At 69.6% G+C, this 17,714-nt stretch carries 15 protein-coding genes; 4 read left to right on the plus strand and 11 right to left on the minus strand.

Going from position 1 to position 17,714, the window contains the following annotated elements; genetic code table 11:
• Positions 1-2: 2 nt before the first annotated feature.
• From pdxT to pgsA, 8 genes are all read right to left on the minus strand, one after another.
• Positions 3-614 carry a pyridoxal 5'-phosphate synthase glutaminase subunit PdxT gene (gene pdxT, locus Pka01_RS35955; protein ID WP_203887448.1) on the minus strand — a complete coding sequence of 204 codons (612 nt, stop codon included), beginning with the start codon at positions 612-614 and terminating at the stop codon, positions 3-5.
• 79 nt (positions 615-693) lie between these two features.
• Positions 694-1,119, minus strand: a complete 426-nt coding sequence (locus Pka01_RS35960) for a MarR family winged helix-turn-helix transcriptional regulator (RefSeq protein WP_239115938.1) — start codon at positions 1,117-1,119, stop codon at positions 694-696.
• Positions 1,120-1,219: 100 nt separating this feature from the next.
• Positions 1,220-2,131 carry a pyridoxal 5'-phosphate synthase lyase subunit PdxS gene (gene pdxS, locus Pka01_RS35965; RefSeq protein ID WP_203887449.1) on the minus strand — a complete coding sequence of 304 codons (912 nt, stop codon included), beginning with the start codon at positions 2,129-2,131 and terminating at the stop codon, positions 1,220-1,222.
• 118 nt (positions 2,132-2,249) lie between these two features.
• Entirely contained in the window at positions 2,250-3,257 is a 1,008-nt protein-coding gene (locus Pka01_RS35970) for a DUF3048 domain-containing protein (protein ID WP_203887450.1), read from the minus strand.
• A gap of 130 nt (positions 3,258-3,387) precedes the next feature.
• Complete coding sequence (locus tag Pka01_RS35975; protein WP_203887451.1) at positions 3,388-3,927, minus strand: hypothetical protein; 540 nt, start codon at positions 3,925-3,927, stop codon at positions 3,388-3,390.
• Positions 3,924-5,051: a glycosyltransferase family 4 protein gene (locus tag Pka01_RS35980; protein WP_203887452.1), complete on the minus strand. Its 1,128-nt coding sequence runs from the start codon at positions 5,049-5,051 to the stop codon at positions 3,924-3,926. The genes Pka01_RS35975 and Pka01_RS35980 overlap by 4 nt, the downstream gene beginning before the upstream one ends.
• Positions 5,048-6,004: a phosphatidylinositol mannoside acyltransferase gene (locus Pka01_RS35985; protein WP_203887453.1), complete on the minus strand. Its 957-nt coding sequence runs from the start codon at positions 6,002-6,004 to the stop codon at positions 5,048-5,050. Before Pka01_RS35985 ends, Pka01_RS35980 begins: the two co-directional genes overlap by 4 nt.
• The gene (pgsA, locus tag Pka01_RS35990) at positions 6,001-6,606 is read right to left on the minus strand and encodes a phosphatidylinositol phosphate synthase (protein ID WP_203887485.1); all 606 of its coding nucleotides are present in this window, start codon (positions 6,604-6,606) and stop codon (positions 6,001-6,003) included. Before pgsA ends, Pka01_RS35985 begins: the two co-directional genes overlap by 4 nt.
• 267 nt (positions 6,607-6,873) lie before the next feature.
• Here pgsA and Pka01_RS35995 point away from each other — a divergent pair, with 267 nt between their 5' ends.
• From Pka01_RS35995 to Pka01_RS36005, 3 genes are all read left to right on the plus strand, one after another.
• Positions 6,874-9,003 (plus strand): elongation factor G-like protein EF-G2, encoded by a 2,130-nt coding sequence (locus Pka01_RS35995; protein ID WP_203887454.1) that lies wholly within the window; start codon positions 6,874-6,876, stop codon positions 9,001-9,003.
• Positions 9,004-9,249: 246 nt separating this feature from the next.
• A complete protein-coding gene (locus tag Pka01_RS36000) occupies positions 9,250-10,914 on the plus strand; it encodes a glycoside hydrolase family 10-like protein (RefSeq protein ID WP_239115941.1) in 1,665 nt (554 codons plus the stop codon).
• A gap of 568 nt (positions 10,915-11,482) precedes the next feature.
• Positions 11,483-13,615, plus strand: a complete 2,133-nt coding sequence (locus tag Pka01_RS36005) for a hypothetical protein (RefSeq protein ID WP_203887455.1) — start codon at positions 11,483-11,485, stop codon at positions 13,613-13,615.
• Positions 13,616-13,656: 41 nt separating this feature from the next.
• Here Pka01_RS36005 and Pka01_RS36010 read toward each other — a convergent pair whose 3' ends face one another.
• Positions 13,657-14,205, minus strand: a complete 549-nt coding sequence (locus Pka01_RS36010) for an HIT family protein (protein ID WP_239115943.1) — start codon at positions 14,203-14,205, stop codon at positions 13,657-13,659.
• A gap of 169 nt (positions 14,206-14,374) precedes the next feature.
• Here Pka01_RS36010 and Pka01_RS36015 point away from each other — a divergent pair, with 169 nt between their 5' ends.
• Positions 14,375-14,944, plus strand: a complete 570-nt coding sequence (locus Pka01_RS36015) for an Asp23/Gls24 family envelope stress response protein (RefSeq protein WP_203887456.1) — start codon at positions 14,375-14,377, stop codon at positions 14,942-14,944.
• Between the two features lie 79 nt (positions 14,945-15,023).
• On the opposite strand, the gene thrS is transcribed toward Pka01_RS36015, so the two are convergent.
• Together thrS and Pka01_RS36025 are read right to left on the minus strand one after the other, a co-directional pair.
• Positions 15,024-17,000: a threonine--tRNA ligase gene (thrS, locus tag Pka01_RS36020; RefSeq protein WP_203887457.1), complete on the minus strand. Its 1,977-nt coding sequence runs from the start codon at positions 16,998-17,000 to the stop codon at positions 15,024-15,026.
• 132 nt (positions 17,001-17,132) lie between these two features.
• Positions 17,133-17,690: a glycoside hydrolase family 25 protein gene (locus tag Pka01_RS36025; RefSeq protein WP_203887458.1), complete on the minus strand. Its 558-nt coding sequence runs from the start codon at positions 17,688-17,690 to the stop codon at positions 17,133-17,135.
• Positions 17,691-17,714: the final 24 nt, after the last annotated feature.

Here is a 17,714-nt window from a genome sequence, read left to right on the forward strand (position 1 = left end):
GCCTAGAGCTCCCTCACCATTTCGACAAAATACGAATGAACCCGCGCATCTCCGGTCAGCTCCGGGTGGAAGGACGTCGCGAGCAGAGGTCCCTGTCGGACCGCGACGATCCTATCCCCAGCTTCGCTCACCGCATCCCCTGGTCGAGCGCGGCCCAGCACGTCGACCTCCGGGCCGACGGACTCGACCCAGGGCGCGCGGATGAAAACGGCTCGCATCGGACCCCGCGCGGCGAAGTCCAGATCGGCCTCGAAGGAGTCGACCTGGCGGCCGAACGCGTTGCGCCGGACGACCATGTCGATGCCGCCCAAAGTCTGCTGCCCCTCGATCCCGCCCTCGATGCGGTCGGCCAGCATGATCATGCCGGCGCAGGAGCCGTAGGCGGGCATGCCCTCCTTGATCCGCAACCGGAGCGGCTCGAGGAGCTCGAAGGCGGTCGCGAGCTTCCACATCGTCGTGGACTCTCCACCCGGTATGACCAGCGCGTCCACCGCGTCGAGCTCTTCCTGGCGGCGGACGGGCGTCGCGCCGGCGCCCGACGCCTCCAACGCGCGGACGTGCTCACGCACGTCGCCCTGGAGGGCGAGCACACCGATCTTCGGCGCAGAGGTCACGGCATTCCCTTCATTCTGTGGCCGATTCAGCGTATGACCACGCGGGGTCGCGCCCCAAACCGGCGACTTTCGCGGGTCGTCAGCCGCGGCCGAGCTTGGCCAGCGCGGGCAGGGCCGCGCTGATGGCGCGACGCTCGTCCGCGTTGAGCCGGTCCAGCTGCCGGGTCAGGTAGGCGATCCTCGCGTGCCGTACGGCATGCAGGCGGGACCGGCCCTCGCTGGTCAGCTCGACCGTGCGGACGCGGGCGTCGGAGGCGTCCGTGCCCCGGGCGACCAGGCCCGCGTCCTCGAGCCGGTTGATCTGGACGGTCATGGTGGGCAGCTGCACGCCGTGCTCCTCGGCCAGCTCGGACATGCGCCGTGGAGGGCCTTCGAGGGAACCGAGGACGGAGTACTGCTGGGCGGTCACCGGCTGTCCCGCCGTCGTGCGGCGGAGCAGCATCACGAGGTGACGCAACTCGCGCGACAGGCTCCCCGCCAACTGTCCCGTGTCGTCCGTCGTCACACCCCAGACCCTAGCCCAGCTCCCCCACCTCAGCGGTGATCACGCGGCCCTGCGGTGATCATGCACGGGAGATCCGTGCATGATCACACCCAGGGTGCGTTCACCAGCCGCGCTCGGCCAGGCGGTGCGGGACGGGGATGTCGTCCACGTTGATGCCCACCATGGGCTCGCCGAGGCCCCGCGAGACCTTCGCGATGACATCGGGGTCGTCGAAGAACGTGGTGGCCTTCACGATCGCCGCCGCCCGCTTGGCCGGGTCGCCCGACTTGAAGATGCCGGAGCCGACGAAGACGCCCTCCGCGCCGAGCTGCATCATCATCGCGGCGTCCGCCGGCGTCGCGATCCCGCCGGCGGTGAACAGCACGACCGGCAGCTTGCCGGCCTTGGCCACCTCGGCGACCAGCTCGTACGGCGCCTGCAGCTCCTTGGCCGCGACGTAGAGCTCGTCCTCGGGCAGGGAGCTCAGCCGCTTGAGCTCGCCGCGGATCTGCCGCATGTGGGTGGTCGCGTTGGAGACGTCGCCGGTGCCCGCCTCACCCTTGGACCGGATCATCGCGGCACCCTCGGTGATGCGGCGCAGGGCCTCTCCGAGGTTCGTCGCGCCACACACGAAGGGCACCGTGAACTGCCACTTGTCGATGTGGTTGGTGTAGTCGGCGGGCGTCAGGACCTCGGACTCGTCGACGTAGTCGACCCCGAGCGCCTGGAGCACCTGGGCCTCGACGAAGTGGCCGATCCGCGCCTTGGCCATCACCGGGATCGACACCGCGCCGATGATGCCCTCGATCATGTCGGGGTCGCTCATCCGCGACACGCCGCCCTGGGCGCGGATGTCGGCGGGCACGCGCTCGAGCGCCATGACCGCCACCGCTCCGGCGTCCTCAGCGATCTTGGCCTGCTCGGGGGTGACGACATCCATGATGACCCCGCCCTTGAGCATCTCCGCCATTCCGCGCTTCACGCGGGCGGTACCGACGGCGGACTCGTTGACTTCGGGGGTGCTGCTGGACACGGTGCTACCTCACGTCGGCGGGCCTACGATTGTCACCTCCATCGTAGGTCCTGGCCGGTCCATCCCCTTACGTTCCACTCTGTCAGGTTTGATCGCGAACTTTGTACCAGTTGCACGATCACGGGGAGACCGGCTTCTTCGACGCCAGCACGACCCACACCTGCCCCCGGGAGAACGGCATCGGCTCGCCGTCGGCCGTCGTGTAGGTGGTGCCCCCCTCCTCCGAGGACCGCGACCACGACACGTCGTACGCCTTGCCGTCCCGCAACACGACGCCCTTGCCCTTGCCCACCGTGTGAACGAGGGGCGTGTAGCTGCCGTGGAAGTCGTGGAACTGCGAGCGGTCGGTCTTGACCCACTGGACCACGATCGTGGGCGCGCCCTGCTGGCCGCCCTCCGCCGCCATGTCCTTGGCCCCGTCCTGCGCGATGAGCCACCGCTTCTGCGACGCCGACCAGGTGAACGTGAACCGGGCCGCCGGATACTTCACGCTGAAGGACTTCTTGGCGGTCCCCCCCTCGGGGGCCTCGTCGGAGAACGTGAAGCCGACATCCTGCGCCTTGCTCGCCTTCGACGCCTTGGCCAGCAGCTTCTTCGGGCTCGCGAAGAGGTTGTACGGCGCGACCCGGCCCGACACGCGCGAGTAGGCCGAGGGCACGGCGCTGTCGGAGACGTCGTAGAGCGACGCCTGCTGGACGAAGGGGATCATCCTGGTCTGCACGCCGGAGTAGCCGAGCGCGGGCTTGCCGAACATCGGCAGGATGTGCAGGTCGGAGATGCGTGCGCTGCGGACCGGGCCCACCTGCGCGGGAAGCTTCGACGAGAAGATCGCCATCAGCCGGGTCAGGCCGCCCTCCACCTGCTCGACGTAGACGATGTCGGCGCTGCGCAGCCCCATCTGCGGCTTCCCCGCAGGCGTGTTCTCGATCTTCACCGCGAGCACCGGCTTGAGCGCGGAGCCTTCACGCCCGGTGAACGGATGCTCGGACGGCGGCGTGGGGGATGGAGACGGAGACGGCGACGAGGTCGCCGCCAGCGGCTGTTTGGCGGGCTCGTCGTCCGACGAACACCCCGCTCCCGCCAGTACTACCCCCAGGGCAAGGGTGAAGCCCGTCACTGCCCGCATTGTTCAGCACCTCCCGTGGGGACCCCGTGAGCAGGCAGAACATGCCCACCTCACGCGGCCCTCATGCCATGAAACGGCATGAGCTTACCGGCGGGCGGCCTAATGTCCCCATACATAAGGTCAAAACGGACTACTCAGCGGCCAGTGACTCCGGCGGAGCGTCGTCGATCTCGAAGAACTGGGGGTAGTCCGTGTGCCCCGCGAGCCTGAGCGTGCGCGCCAGCCAGCGGCGCTGTGCCGTACGGGTGACCGCGACGGCGTTGTTGAAGAAGCGGCGGGAGTAGACGACCTTCGCCACCGCCGTGTCGAGCTCCTTCATCAGCGCGGGGCCTTCCGGGTGCTCGCCGAGCTTCTCGCCGAACCGGTCCTGGTCGACGACCGCCCTGAGGGTCCTGGACAGGTCGCTCTCGGCGTGTTCGCGCTCCTCCGGTCCTGACGTACGGGCCTCGTGGGCGGCCGCGGCGAGCACCAGCGAGGTCGCGGGGTCGAGGATCCGCGAGCCGGCGAGCTCGAGGCCGACGGCGGCGCGGCGCAGCAGCGCGGCGTCGAGCGCGGCCTGCGCGGCCTCCAGCCTGATGTGCAGGCGGTCGAGCCGGCCCGCCCGCCACGAGACGTAGACGCTGGCCAGGACCACGAGCACCCCGATGACGAGGATCAGTGTGATCGTCACGCCACGTCCTCCACGACCCCCGCGTCCGCCGCGACGGTCTCGTAGACGCGCAGGACGTCCCGGGCGACGGTGGACCAGTCGTACTTGCGGACGGCGTGACGGGCCTCGTCGGAGAGTTTGGCCCGGCGGCCTGGGTCGTCGAGGAGACGCGCCGCCTCCTCGGCGAGCGCCGTGGCGTCACCCGTGGTGAACAGCGCCCCCGCCTGCCCGCCGCCGAGCACCCGGCGGAACGCGGGGATGTCGCTGGCCAGAATCGGCGCTCCGGCGGACATGGCCTCGGTCAGGACGATGCCGAAGCTCTCACCGCCCAGGTTGGGAGCGCAGAAGATGTCGACCGAGTGGTAGGCGCGGACCTTGTCCGCCTCGCTCACCATGCCGAGCAGCCCGACGCGGTCCCGGTACTGCCTGGGCACCCGGTCGAGCACGTCGTCGTGGTCACCGGGCCCGGCGATCAACAGCCGCAGCCCCGGCCGTTCCGGGGCGAGCAGCGAGAACGCCTCGAGCAACACCGGCAGGCCCTTGCGCGGCTCGTCCATCCGGCCGAGGAATCCGATCACCTGGCCGTCGGGCCCCCAGCCGGGAAGCGGGGTCGCCTCGGCGTACCTGCTCACGGTGACCCCGTTGGGGATCAGCACGGCGTCACCGCCGAGATGCTCCACGAGGGTCCTGCGGGCCGCGTCGGAGACGGCGATCCTGGCGTTGATCTTCTCCAGGGCGCTCTGCAACATCGGCGCGGCCACCGACATGGCCCGCGAGCGTTCGTACGACGCGTGGAACGTGGCCACCATCGGCCCGCGGGCCACCCAGCAGGCCAGCACCCCGAGGGACGGTACGGCGGGCTCGTGCACGTGCAGCACGTCGAACCCGCCCTCTCTGATCCACTTGCGCACCCGGTTGGCCGACAGGAAGCCGAAGGCCAGCCGGGCCACCGACCCGTTGTACGGCACGGGCACGGCACGGCCGGCGGAGGTGACGTACGACGGCAGCGGAGCGTCGTCGGCCGCAGGAGTGATCACGGACACGTCGTGACCGTCGGCGATGAGCGCCTCGGCGAGATCGCGGATGTGCGCCTGGACGCCTCCCGGGACGTCCCAGGTGTACGGACAGACGATGCCGATCTTCACGGCGCTCCCACAGGCCGGGGCTCCAGGTCGTCGAGCCAGAGACGCTGGAGCATGTGCCAGTCCTCGGGGTGCTCGGCGATGCCCTTCTCGAAGACCGACGCGAGGCTCTGCGTCATCGCGACGACCTTCTCCTGCCTGCTCCCCTCAACCGGCACCGGGATCTCCTCATATATGCGGATGCCCCAGCCCTTGCCCTCGAACCACAGAACGGCGGGCAGCAACGCGGCCCCCGTCTGGACCGCGAGGAGCGCCGGCCCGGCGACCATGCGGGTCCTCGCACCGAAGAAGTCGACCTCCACCCCTGAGGCGGTCAGGTCGCGCTCGGCGGGCAGGCACACGGCGCGGCCTTCGCGCAGTCGTTTGGCCAGCGTCCCGAAGGCCATCGCGCTGCCGCCGCCCTTGCTCGTGAGGGGCAGGACCTCCATGCCGAGGCTCTGCCGGTAGGCGAAGAACCGTTCGTAGAGCGACTCGGGCCGCAGTCGCTCCATGACGGTGGTGAAGGGATATCCCTTGTGCGCCAGCCACGCGCCGGCGAGATCCCAGTTCCCCATGTGGGGCAGGGCGATCACCGCCCCGCGGCCCTTGTCGACGTTGTCGAAGATGAAATGCCCGTCGACGTCCCGCGTCTCGGAGAGGATCCGGTCCCGGTCCATCGAGGGAAGGCGGAACGCCTCCATCCAGTACCGGAAGTACGACCGCATCCCGGCGCGGCTCAGCTCGCGGACGGCCGGATCGGAGGCGGCGCCGCCCACGACCCGGGCCAGGTTGGACTCCAGGCGGCGTACCGACGTGCCCTGCCTGCGCCACAGGTGGTCGGCCAGCACGCGGAAGAACCACGCGGCGACCCTCTCGGGCACCCGGCGGACGATGACCCAGCCCACCGAGTAGGCCGCCGCCACGAGACGGTCCCCCAGCGGCACCCGATCGGGTGGGGTGCCGGCCGCGTCCTTCATCTGACCACCGCCTGTCGGTACACGTGGATCATGCGCTGGACGACCGTGAAGGCGCTCGCCGCCGCGAGCAGCCAGAGCCCGATCGCCAGGACGTACGGCACGCCAAGCCCGGACAGTCCGGCTCCGACCAGCGCGACCACCAGTCGCTCCGTCCGCTCGGCGATGCCCACGTTCGCGGTCATCCCCAGGCCCTCTGCCCTCGCCTTGGCGTAGGACACCAATGCTCCCGCGACGAGGCAGAACAGCGCGACACCCGCGAGGACGATCTCCGGATCGTCCTTGAGGACGAAGTAGAGGATGAGACCGGAGAAGACGGAGGCGTCAGCGAGACGGTCGAGCGTGGAGTCCAGGAAGGCACCCCACACGCTGCCCTTGCCCGTCATCCTGGCGAGCACGCCGTCCAGCGCGTCCGCGAACACGAAGACGGTGATCACGACGGTGCCCAGGAACAGCTGCCCCCGGGGGAAGAAGAACAGCGCCGAGGCCACCACGCCGAAGGTTCCGACCAGAGTGATGGTGTCGGGCGAGATGCCCACCCGGGCGAGGGTTCTGCCCAGCGGGGTCATGACGCGGGTGACGGCGGGGCGCAGGATGCTCAACATGGCCGTCCGATCGTAGGCCATGAACACCTCGGCGAGCTCGCGAGGACATTCCGCCGAAAAGTCTTGTGATCCTCCCCACATGGGTAAAGGGTGAAGAACACGCGCCTGAGAGGCCGCGAGGAGATGACGTGCGGTGAAACATCACGTCGGCTCCCCCGCGCGCCCCGCGAGGGCGGGGCCATCGGCGCGGACAGCGACGGCACGAGCGGCCGGCGCGGGGAGCGTGCGACGCGCCCATCCCGACCGCTCTGAGACGCGGGAGGCGATGTGGCCGAAAGATCTACCGGCGCTACAACAGGAGCCGCGGGCAGAGCACCCGCGGCCGATCGGCCGGACATGGTGCGCAATGTCGTGTTGGTCGGCCACTCTGGAGCCGGCAAGACCACCCTGATCGAGGCACTGCTCCTGGCGACGGGCACGGTCCCGCGCACCGGCAGGGTCGAGGACGGCACCACGGTCTGCGACTTCGACGAGGTGGAGGTGCGCCAGCAGCGCTCCGTCAACCTGTGCGTCGCTCCCGTCGTGTACAACGGAATCAAGATCAACTTCCTGGACACCCCCGGTTACGCGGACTTCGTCGGCGACCTGCGCGCGGGCCTGCGCGCGGCGGACGCGGCGCTGTTCGTCGTCTCGGCCGCGGAAGGCGTCGACGGCCTCACCCGGATGCTCTGGGAGGAGTGCGGGCTGGTCGGCATGCCCCGCGCGGTGGTCATCACGAAGATCGACCACCCGCGTGCCGACTTCGACGAGGTCCTCACGAGCTGTCAGGAGGCCTTCGGCGACGGCGTCGCCCCCCTCTATCTTCCCGTGGACGGCATCGGCCTGCTCGGGCTGCTGTCCCAGCGGTTCTTCGAATACGGCGCCGACGGCCGTACGGAGCGGGAACCGGACCCCGGCCAGCTCGAGCTGATCGAGCAGTACCGGGGCGACCTCATCGAGGGGATCATCCAGGAGAGCGAGGACGAGTCCCTGATGGACCGTTACCTCTCCGGTGAGGAGATCGACACCAAGGTCCTCATCGACGACCTGGAGAAGGCCGTCGCGCGGGCGAGCTTCCACCCGGTGCTGGCCGCGGCGCCGGGCGTCGGCATGCAGGAGATCCTGGAGATCGTCACCCAGGGCTTCCCCTCGCCGCTCGAGCACCCGCTTCCGGAGGTCACGACGACCGGCGGGAAACCGGTGACGCACGTGACGGCCGATCCCGACGGGCCCCTGGTGGCCGAGGTCGTCAAGACGACGAGCGACCCGTACGTGGGGCGGATCAGCCTGGTGCGGGTCTTCTCCGGGACCCTCCACCCCGACATGGTCGTCCACGTGTCCGGGCACGGAATGGCGGACCGGGGACACGAGGACCATGACGTGGACGAGCGGATCGGCAGCCTCTCCTCGCCTCTCGGCAAGAACCAGCGCCCGCTCGGCAAGTGCGTGGCCGGCGACATCTGCGCGATCGCGAAGCTGTCGCGCGCGGAGACCGGCGACACGCTGTCGGACAAGGACGACCCGCTGCTCATGACCGCGTGGGCCATGCCCGACCCGTTGCTGCCCGTCGCGATCCGGGCCAGGTCGAAGGCGGACGAGGACAAGCTGAGCCAGGCGCTCGCCCGTCTCGTGGCCGAGGACCCGACGCTGCGGCTGGAGAACAACGCCGAGACCCGCCAGCTCGTGCTCTGGTGCATGGGTGAGGCCCATGCCGACGTCCTCCTCGACCGGCTGGCCAAGCGGCACGGCGTCGAGGTGGAGAAGGTCGAACTGCGGGTCCCGCTGCGGGAGACGTTCGGCGGGAAGGTCCAGGCCACCGGGCGCAACGTCAAGCAGACCGGAGGCCACGGGCAGTACGCCATCTGCCACCTCGAGATCGAACCGCTGCCGTCGGGCGGCGGGCTCGAGTTCGTCGACAAGATCGTGGGCGGTGTGGTGCCGCGCCAGTTCATCCCGTCGGTGGAGAAGGGCGTGCGGGCACAGATGGAGCGCGGGGTCGTCGCCGGGTACCCGATGGTCGACATCCGCGTCACCCTCTACGACGGCAAGGCGCACTCGGTCGACTCCTCCGACATGGCCTTCCAGATCGCGGCGCAACTGGCCCTGAAGGAGGCCGCGGCGAAGGTGCCGACGCTGCTGCTCGAGCCGGTCGACCAGGTGTCCATCCTGGTGCCCGACGAGTTCGTCGGGGCCGTCATGTCGGACCTGTCGTCGCGGCGCGGCAGGGTGCTCGGCACCGAGCCCGTGGGCACCGGGCGCACCCTGGTCAAGGCGGAGGTGCCGGAACTGGAGATCACCCGGTACGCCATCGACCTGCGGTCCATGTCGCACGGCACCGGGACGTTCCACCGCGGCTTCCTGCGGTACGAGCCCCTCCCCTCGCACCTCGCCCAGAAGGTCACGGCGGACTCCGCCTAGCGGCGGAGTCCGGGCCTTCCGGATCCGAACGGAGCGAGTCTTGATTCGTCGGACACGGGCCGACGATCACCGGGTGTTTCCCCGGGAGCCGGAGTTTCGCATGGCCGGCGCCCGGGGAACTCCCTGACGTGCGTCTTGCTTTATCACATCAGCAACTTGAGATGACTTTCTTTTCTTCGGAGAAACCATCGATTTGCCGATGCCAGACTGAAGGCGGTATGCATCGGGAATCGGGGAGGTCATCTCGTGACTGAGCGGAGACGGGTCAGCCGGCCGTTGATCGCCGGCGTGGTCGCCGCGGCCGCAGCCATGGGAGTCGCGTACGCCTTCGGACCGGGTGCCCGGGCCGAGCGGGTCGAGCAGGCGGCTGCCATGCGGACGCAGCTGACGGCGCGGGACGATGCCGCGCGCACCGTGTCACGCTCCGCGACTCCCCGCTCCACCGCGGCGGGATCCGGAGAGACGATGGCCGCGCCCGCGACGACCGCCTCCTGCACGACCAGCGCCCGCTACGCCAAGAGGCAACTGCGCGGCATCTGGATCGCCTCGGTGCACAATCTCGACTGGCCCTCCCGCGCCGGTCTGACCCCCGCCCAGCAGCGGGCCGAGTACGTCAAGCTCCTCGATCTCGCGGCCGGGCTCCGGTTCAACGCCGTCTTCCTGCAGGTACGGCCGGCGTCGGACGCCCTGTACAAGTCGTCGCTCGAGCCGTGGTCCCAGTACCTGACCGGAACCGCGGGCAAGAACCCCGGCTGGGATCCGCTGCCCTTCCTCATCCAGGAGGCGCACAAGCGCGGGATGGAGTTCCACGCGTGGTTCAACCCCTACCGCGCCGGTGACACCACCGACCTGTCGAAGCTTCCGGCCAACCACCCGGCGCGCCTGCACCCCGACTGGGTGGTCAAGCACGAGGGCAAGCTGTACTACAACCCCGGGCTCCCCCAGGTCCGCGACTGGGTCACCAAGGTCGTGAAGGACGTGACCCACCGCTACGACGTGGACGGCATCCACTTCGACGACTACTTCTATCCGTATCCGGGCCAGGGGACGCCGTTCGCCGACTCCGCCGCCTTCAAGAAGTACGGCAAGGGCATGAAACTGGCCGACTGGCGGCGGGACAACGTGAACAGGCTGATCGCCCAGGTGTCGAAGGCCGTTCACACGGACAAGCCGTACGTGAAATTCGGCGTCAGCCCATTCGGCATCTGGCGGAACAAATCCGAAGTCGCGTCCGGCTCCAACACAAAGGGCATGTCCGCATATAGCCAGATTTATGCGGATGCCAAGGCGTGGATCAAGGCGCGTTCGGTGGACTACCTGATCCCGCAGATCTACTGGCCGCGGGGATATGCGATCGCCGACTACAACGTCCTGGTGCCCTGGTGGGCGAACGCCGTGAAGGGCACCGGCGTCGACCTCTACATCGGCCAGGCGCTCTACCAGGTGGGCACCAAGACGATCCCGGCCTGGTCCAAGCCCGGCGAACTGCCCTCGCACCTGGCCGTCAACCAGAAGTATCCCGAGGTCAAGGGTGACGTGTTCTTCAACGCGTCCAAGCTCCGCGCGAACCCCCTGTCCGTCATGGACCGCATCGCGGCGAACTACTACACGAGGCCGGCCCTGGTTCCCCTGATCAAGGGGATGCCCGCCAAGGCGCCCACCGCCCCGAGCGGGCTGAAGTACGGCGGCGGGACGCTCGCGTGGGCCGCCCAGTCCGGCGCCCGCGCCTACGGCGTGTACCGGGCGGCCGCCGCCGGCGCCTGCGCCACGGCGGACGGCCGCAACCTCGTCGCCGTCGTGCCGGCCACGTCCGCGCCCAAGTACGCGGGCAAGCTCACCGGGACGTACTACGTGACCGCCCTCGACCGCCTCGGCAACGAAAGCCTCCCCACCCGCCTCACCGTCCGTTAACCCCTCCCGCGTGCCCCCCCTCCCGCGTACACCCCCTCCCGCGTACACCCCCCGCGTGATCATGCACAGTTTCGTGCACCCCCCGCCCGACCTCGCCCCCCTCTGGGTGTGATCATGCACAACGTCGCGGAATGCCCCTCCGACCTGCCCAACCACCATTCGTGATCATGCGTGGATTCGCCCAGAGGCCCTGCGAACAGGGAAAACGCCGCCTGTGATCATGCAGAATCCGACTCGCTAGCGCCGCTCACCAGTCACACCAGCCGCCGCGATTGCATGATCACGGATGGCATCGGAGCAGCTCAAGGCGCCCCTCTCCGAGAATGCGCATGATCACGGCGAGGGTCTCCGCTGGTCGAACGAGTGATCCCCGAACCTGTGCATGATCACGGCCAGAATCGGGGCAGGTGGCGGGCACACTGCCCGAATCTGTGCATGATCACCACCAGCGGTGGCGCAGGCCAGATCGCCTTCATGTGAACTTGAGCATGATCACGCCCGAGGGGTGGGCTGGTCCGATAGCGTAAGCGCGAATGTGTGCATGATCACTCCCGAGGAGGGGTCGACCGTGAGGCGTCGGCTGATCGCGATAGTTGTGGGGGCGCTGTTCTGCGTCTTCGCTCCCACAGGTGCGGCCATGGCTCAAGTCCAGGCCCCACAGGACGGTCAGGTGGTCCTGATCGGCGTCCCCGGCCTGATGTGGAGCGACGTCAACCCTGACGACACTCCGAACCTCTGGAAGCTGGCCGGATCGAGCGCCCTCGGCTCCCTTTCCGTACGGACCGTCGGCAACATCACCTGCCCGTACGACGGCTGGCTCACGGTTTCGGCCGGAGTCCGGTCGGCCGTCGGGGCCAGATGCGGCATGCCGCCCACCCCGGAGCGTCAGGGCGAAGGCGCCGTCGTACCCGAGTTCAACTGGTTGTGGGACGTACGCGACCAGCAGAACGCGGGCACCCTCGGCCAGGCCGTCCACGACGCGCGGCAGTGCACGATGGCGGTCGGCCCCGGAGCCGCGCTCGCCCTCGCCGACCGGCAGGGCAAGGTCGACGTGTACGCCGACACCCCGGCGCAGGTGGCCGACTGGACCCGCTGCCGGGTCGTCGCGATCGACGCCGGCGATCTGATCACGCCGTACATCGAGAACGACAAGGTCACCACGGCGGTCGAGAAGCTGAGCCCGGAGGCCCGCCGCGCGGCGGTGCGGGCGGCGGACGCGAAGCTGGCGCCCGCGCTCCTTCACCTCGCCACCAGCACCGTCCTGGTGGCCGGGCTCTCCGACCACGGGCCGGTTCCCCATCTGCGGGCGGCCATGATGTTCACGCCGGGTCCCAAGGGCCCGCAGGCCTCCTTCGATCTCGGCAGCCGGTCGACCCACCGGGACGACATGGTGATCCTTCCGGACTTCACCTCCACGATCCTCGCGCACGTCACCGACGCGCCTCCGGCCACCATCGTGGGGACGGCGATGGAGGCTCACGCCGCCGGATCGGGATCGGTCGCCGAGCAGGCCGACGCCCTGAAGGTGGGCGACGTGGCCGGGCAGACGATCAGGAACAACACCGGGGTGTTCTTCACCGCGCTGGCCGTGCTGCAGGTGGTCTTCTACATCACGGCGTTCCTGCTGATGCGCCGCCGGGACGGTCTGCGCGGCGTTCGGATCGCGGCCATCACGCTCGCCTCGATCCCCGTCTCGACCTACCTGGTCAACCTCTTCCCCTGGGCCCGTGCCCCGCTGCCGACGCTCACGCTGTTCTGCGCGATCGTGGTGGCGGCGGTCGTCCTGAGCGCGGTCGCCCTCCTGGGACCGTGGCGCCGCACCCTGCTCGGACCGCCGACCGTGATCGCGGGGGTGACGGCGGTGGTGCTGCTCGGCGACCTGCTGACCGGGACGACCCTGCAGCTCAACGGCATGATGGGCTACACCGGGGTGGTCGGGGCCCGCTACTACGGCCTCGGGAACATCCCGTTCGCCCTGCTCGCGACGGCCGTCCTGCTCGTCACGACGGCGGTCGCCGACAGGCTGGTCCGCTCGGGCCGCAGGACGCTCGCCGTCGGCCTGGTCGCCGGTCTGGGCGGTTTCGCGATGTTGCTGGACGGCTGGCCGGGCGTCGGCAGCGACTTCGGCGGCGTCATCGCGTTCGTGCCGGGCATCGCGGTGGCGGCGCTGATCGTGGCGGGCAAGCGCGTGTCGATCGTCAAGCTCGGCGCCTTCTGCGTCGCGGGCGGTGTGCTCGTCATGGGCATCGCCTACCTCGACTATCTCCGCCCGCCCGCCGACCAGACGCACCTCGGGCGGTTCGTCGGGCAGGTCTTCGACGGCACCTTCCTTCCCGTGATCTCACGCAAGCTCGGCGCGATGTTGCACACGCTGATCAACCCGAACCTGATGCCCGTGGTGATCGCCGCGTTCGCGTTCCTCGTCTTCGCGCTGCTGCGCCCCGGCAAGGCGAGCGCGGGCGTGCTGCCGCTGGCGTTCGAGCGGGCACCCACACTCAGGGCCGGCCTGCTCGGCGCCCTCGTCAGCGGCGTGGTGGGCATGCTGGTCAACGACTCGGGCGCCGCCGTCCTGTCGATGGCGCTCGCGCTCGCCGTCCCGCTCGTCCTCAGCGCGGGCATCCGCGCGCTGGAGCCGGACGGCGAGCCGGGGCCGGTCCCCGCCCCGAGGGTCGAGCACGATCCCGCGGGCCAGCCCGCCTAGGCCGGAGCGGGGCGTTCCCGCCCGGGCCGGTCGGGAACGCCCTAGGACACGGGCCAGGCGTCCGCGAGCAGCGCGCGGGTGTCCCGCAGGAGCTGCGGCAGCACCTTGGTGTGCCCGACCACGGGCATGAAGTTGGTGTCGCCGCCCCACCGGGGCACCACGTGCTGGTGGAGGTGGGCGGCGATGCCCGCGCCGGCGACCCCGCCGAGGTTGATGCCGATGTTGAATCCCTGGGCTCCGCTCGCCTTCCGCAGCGCGAGCGTCGATCGCTTGGTGAACTCGGCCAGTTCGGCGGTCTCCGGCTCGTCCAGGTCGGCGTAGTCGGCCACGTGGCGGTATGGCACGACCATCAGGTGGCCGGAGTTGTACGGGTACAGGTTGAGTACGGCGTAGACGGCGGAACCACGCGCGACGATCAGGCCGTCCTCGTCAGACAGCTTGGGGATCTCGCAGAACGGGCATCCGTCGTCCTCACCCGACCCGCTCGGCTTGTTCTCGCCCTTGATGTACGCCATGCGATGCGGGGTCCAGAGGCGCTGGAAGTTGTCCGGAGACCCTGCGCCGGCCTGCTCGATGGGCTCTGAACTCACAGCCGCCCACTCCCCTCGTTCCTCCGTGCCTGCCGCATGTGAAGCAGCATATGACTCCTGCGGATCTCTCCTACGCGGGCTCGGCATTGTTCGGGACAAACCAATCGATCTTCGGGCAGAATTCACGTGCTGCGCGGAGCACGCGGGGCCGTAATCGAGGAGTTGGACAATGACCGACGTCGCAGTCGAGCAGGGCCAGGATCACGCCGACGATCAGCACGACGAGTTCGGCCACGAGGGCGAGGAGGCGGCGGAGGCCACGCCCGCCGAGGCCCCCAGCCAGGGTGGCGGTTTCACCCTGCCGGAGCCGGGGAGCGTCTCCGGGATCTCCGACGGCTTCAACGTGGCCGTCCAGGGCAGGATCAAGGTGGCGGACGAGGTCGTCGAGAAGGTCGCGGCGCTCGCCGCTTTGGAGATCGCCGGCGTGGCGGACCTCGGAGGCGACCTCGAGCGCGCCTTCGAGAGCGTCCGTGACCGCATCGGACTGGGCGCCAAGCGCGCCAACCAGGGTGTCCGGGCCCAGATCATCAACCAGCAGGTGACCGTCGACATCACCATCGTGATCGAGTACGGCTACATCGTGATGGAGGTCGCCACCGACGTGCGGGCCAACGTGGCCAGGTCGGTCAGCCACATGCTCGGCATGCGGGTCACCGAGGTCAACGTGACCGTGGACGACGTGCGCCTGCCCGGCGAGGGCAGCGACAAGCCCGCCGAGCCCGAGGACCAGAGCTTCTAGGAGAACCCGCCGAGGGTCTTCTGACACGACAGCGGCCTGCGCCCCACCTGATGGGACGCAGGCCGCTGTGTCGTTTCCGTCAGACCTGGACGCGCCGCTCGACCGCGTCGACGATCTCGCCGATGGCCTCCTCGATCGGCACCCCGTTCTTCTGCTCGCCGTTGCGGTAGCGGAAGGACACCGCGCCCGCGGCGACGTCCTCGTCACCGGCGAGCAGCATGAACGGCACCTTCGCCTTCTGCGCGTTGCGGATCTTCTTCTGCATCCGGTCGTCGGCCACGTCGACCTCCACCCGGATCCCCCGCTCCCGCAGCCGCTTGGCCACGTCCTGCAGGTACGGCGCGTGGGCGTCGGCGATCGGGATGCCGACGACCTGCACCGGGGCGAGCCAGGGAGGGAAGGCGCCCGCGTAGTGCTCCACCAGGACGCCGAAGAACCGCTCGACCGATCCGAACAGCGCCCGGTGGATCATCACCGGCTGCTGGCGTGAGCCGTCCGCCGACTGGTACTCGAGCTCGAACAGCTCGGGCAGGTTGAAGTCGAGCTGGATGGTCGACATCTGCCAGGTACGACCGATGGCGTCGCGCGCCTGAACCGAGATCTTGGGCCCGTAGAAGGCGGCGCCGCCCGGGTCGAGCACCAGCTCGAGGTTCTCCGACTCGGCCACCTCGCGCAGGGTCTCGGTGGCCTCGTCCCACGCCTCGTCGGAGCCGACGAACTTCACCGGGTCCTTGGTGGACAGCTCGAGGTAGAAGTCCTCGAGCCCGTAGTCGCGGAGCAGGTCGAGCACGAAGCGCAGCAGCGACTTCAGTTCGTCGCGCATCTGGTCGCGGGTGCAGTAGATGTGCGCGTCGTCCTGGGTGAGGCCGCGCACCCGGGTGAGCCCGTGGATCACGCCGGACTTCTCGTAGCGGTACACGGTGCCGAACTCGAACAGCCGTAGCGGCAGCTCACGGTAGGACCGCCCGCGCGCACGGAAGATCAGGTTGTGCATCGGGCAGTTCATCGGCTTCAGGTAGTACCGCGCGCCCTCGAGCTCCATGGGCGGGAACATGCCGTCGGCGTACCAGTCCAGGTGGCCCGAGACCTTGTAGAGGTGCTCCTTGGTGATGTGCGGCGTGTTCACGAAGGAGTAGCCGGACTCCTCGTGCCTGCGGCGCGAGTAGTCCTCCATGATCCGGCGGATCACGCCGCCCTTGGGGTGGAAGACCGGCAGGCCGGAGCCCAGCTCGTCCGGGAAGGAGAACAGGTCGAGCTCGGCGCCCAGCTTGCGGTGGTCGCGCTTCTCGGCCTCCTCCAGCAGGCGCAGGTACTCGTCCTGCTTCTCGCGGGACTCCCACGCGGTGCCGTAGATGCGCTGGAGCTGCGGGTTCTTCTCGCTGCCCCGCCAGTAGGCGCCGCCCGACCGCATGAGCTTGAACGCCGGGATGACCCGGGTGGTGGGCAGGTGCGGGCCCCGGCACAGGTCCTTCCAGCGCAACTCGCCCGACTTGGGGTCGAGGTTGTCGTAGATGGTCAGCTCCCCGCCGCCCACCTCGACGTCGGCGCCGTCGTCGGAGCCGGCCGCGCCGCCCTTGAGCCCGATGAGCTCCAGCTTGTACGGCTCGGCCGCCAGCTCCTGGCGGGCGTCGTAGTCGGAGACCGGCCTCCTGCTGAAGGTCTGCCCCTGCTTGACGATCTCGCGCATGCGCTTCTCGATGCGCTTGAGGTCGTCGGGGGTGAACGGGTCCTTGACGTCGAAGTCGTAGTAGAAGCCGTTCTCCACGGGCGGGCCGATGCCGAGCCGGGCCTCCGGGAAGATCTCCTGTACGGCCTGGGCCATCACGTGGGCGGTGGAGTGACGCAGGATCGCGCGGCCGTCGGCGCTGTCGATCGCGACCGGCTCGACGACGTCGCCCTCCGACACCTCGGCCGCCAGGTCGCGCAGGTCGCCGTTGATCCTCGCCGCGATCACGGTTCTGCCGTCGGCGCCCAGGGCCTCGCCCGCCGTCGTCCCCGCCGCCACCACACGCTCGGCTCCGGCGAGGGTGATGCGTATTTCGAGGACGGCAGACACGGTGGCTCCTTGCGTACGAATGCTGCGGAACTGATGGGATGGAGGCGCCGCGGGACCGGCCGTGCCTCGACGGCCGGGCGGGGTGCCTCCCGCATCCGATGCTACCGGTGCCCCCACCCCGATTTCGCTTGGTTACTCCCGCGTGGCGAGGGTCGCGAGTTCCTCGAGTGATCCGGCGAAGGCGTCTCGGTTGACCGGGCTGTTGGCGTACTGGTGCAAAGTCCAGTTCGTCCAGGGCGCCGGGACCACGGGCCGCCCGATCGGCCGGTCGGGGGCGACGATCCACAGCGGCCACTCCCCCAGGCCCTCGCAGTTGCCCGCGGCGGCGAAGTGACGCAGCGTGCGGATGATCGGCCGGACGCCCGCCAGGCGGCGCACCTCGTCGCACAGCCGCCGGGCGAAGGCGGCCACCTCGGCGGGCGCGAGCCCGTCGGAGACGCGCAGGTCGACCGCGAGCGGGCCGGCTCCCGTGTGGCCGACGAAATGGGCGGCCTGGGCGAGGGGATCACCCTGCGGCCGGGCCACGTGGTAGGCGCCCGTCAGCACGCCCGCCGCGTCCATGGCGGCCCGGTGGCCCGCGTAGGCCGTGTCGACGCCGTGGTCGCCCTCGGTGGCCCGGGCGAAGCCGAACAGGGCGCCGTCCCACGTCACGGACGGCCGCCACTCGGACACGTCGATGCCCTCGATCACCATATGACCCTATTGACGCGGTGA

This window comes from Planotetraspora kaengkrachanensis (assembly GCF_016862895.1).
Lineage (GTDB): Bacteria > Actinomycetota > Actinomycetes > Streptosporangiales > Streptosporangiaceae > Planotetraspora > Planotetraspora kaengkrachanensis.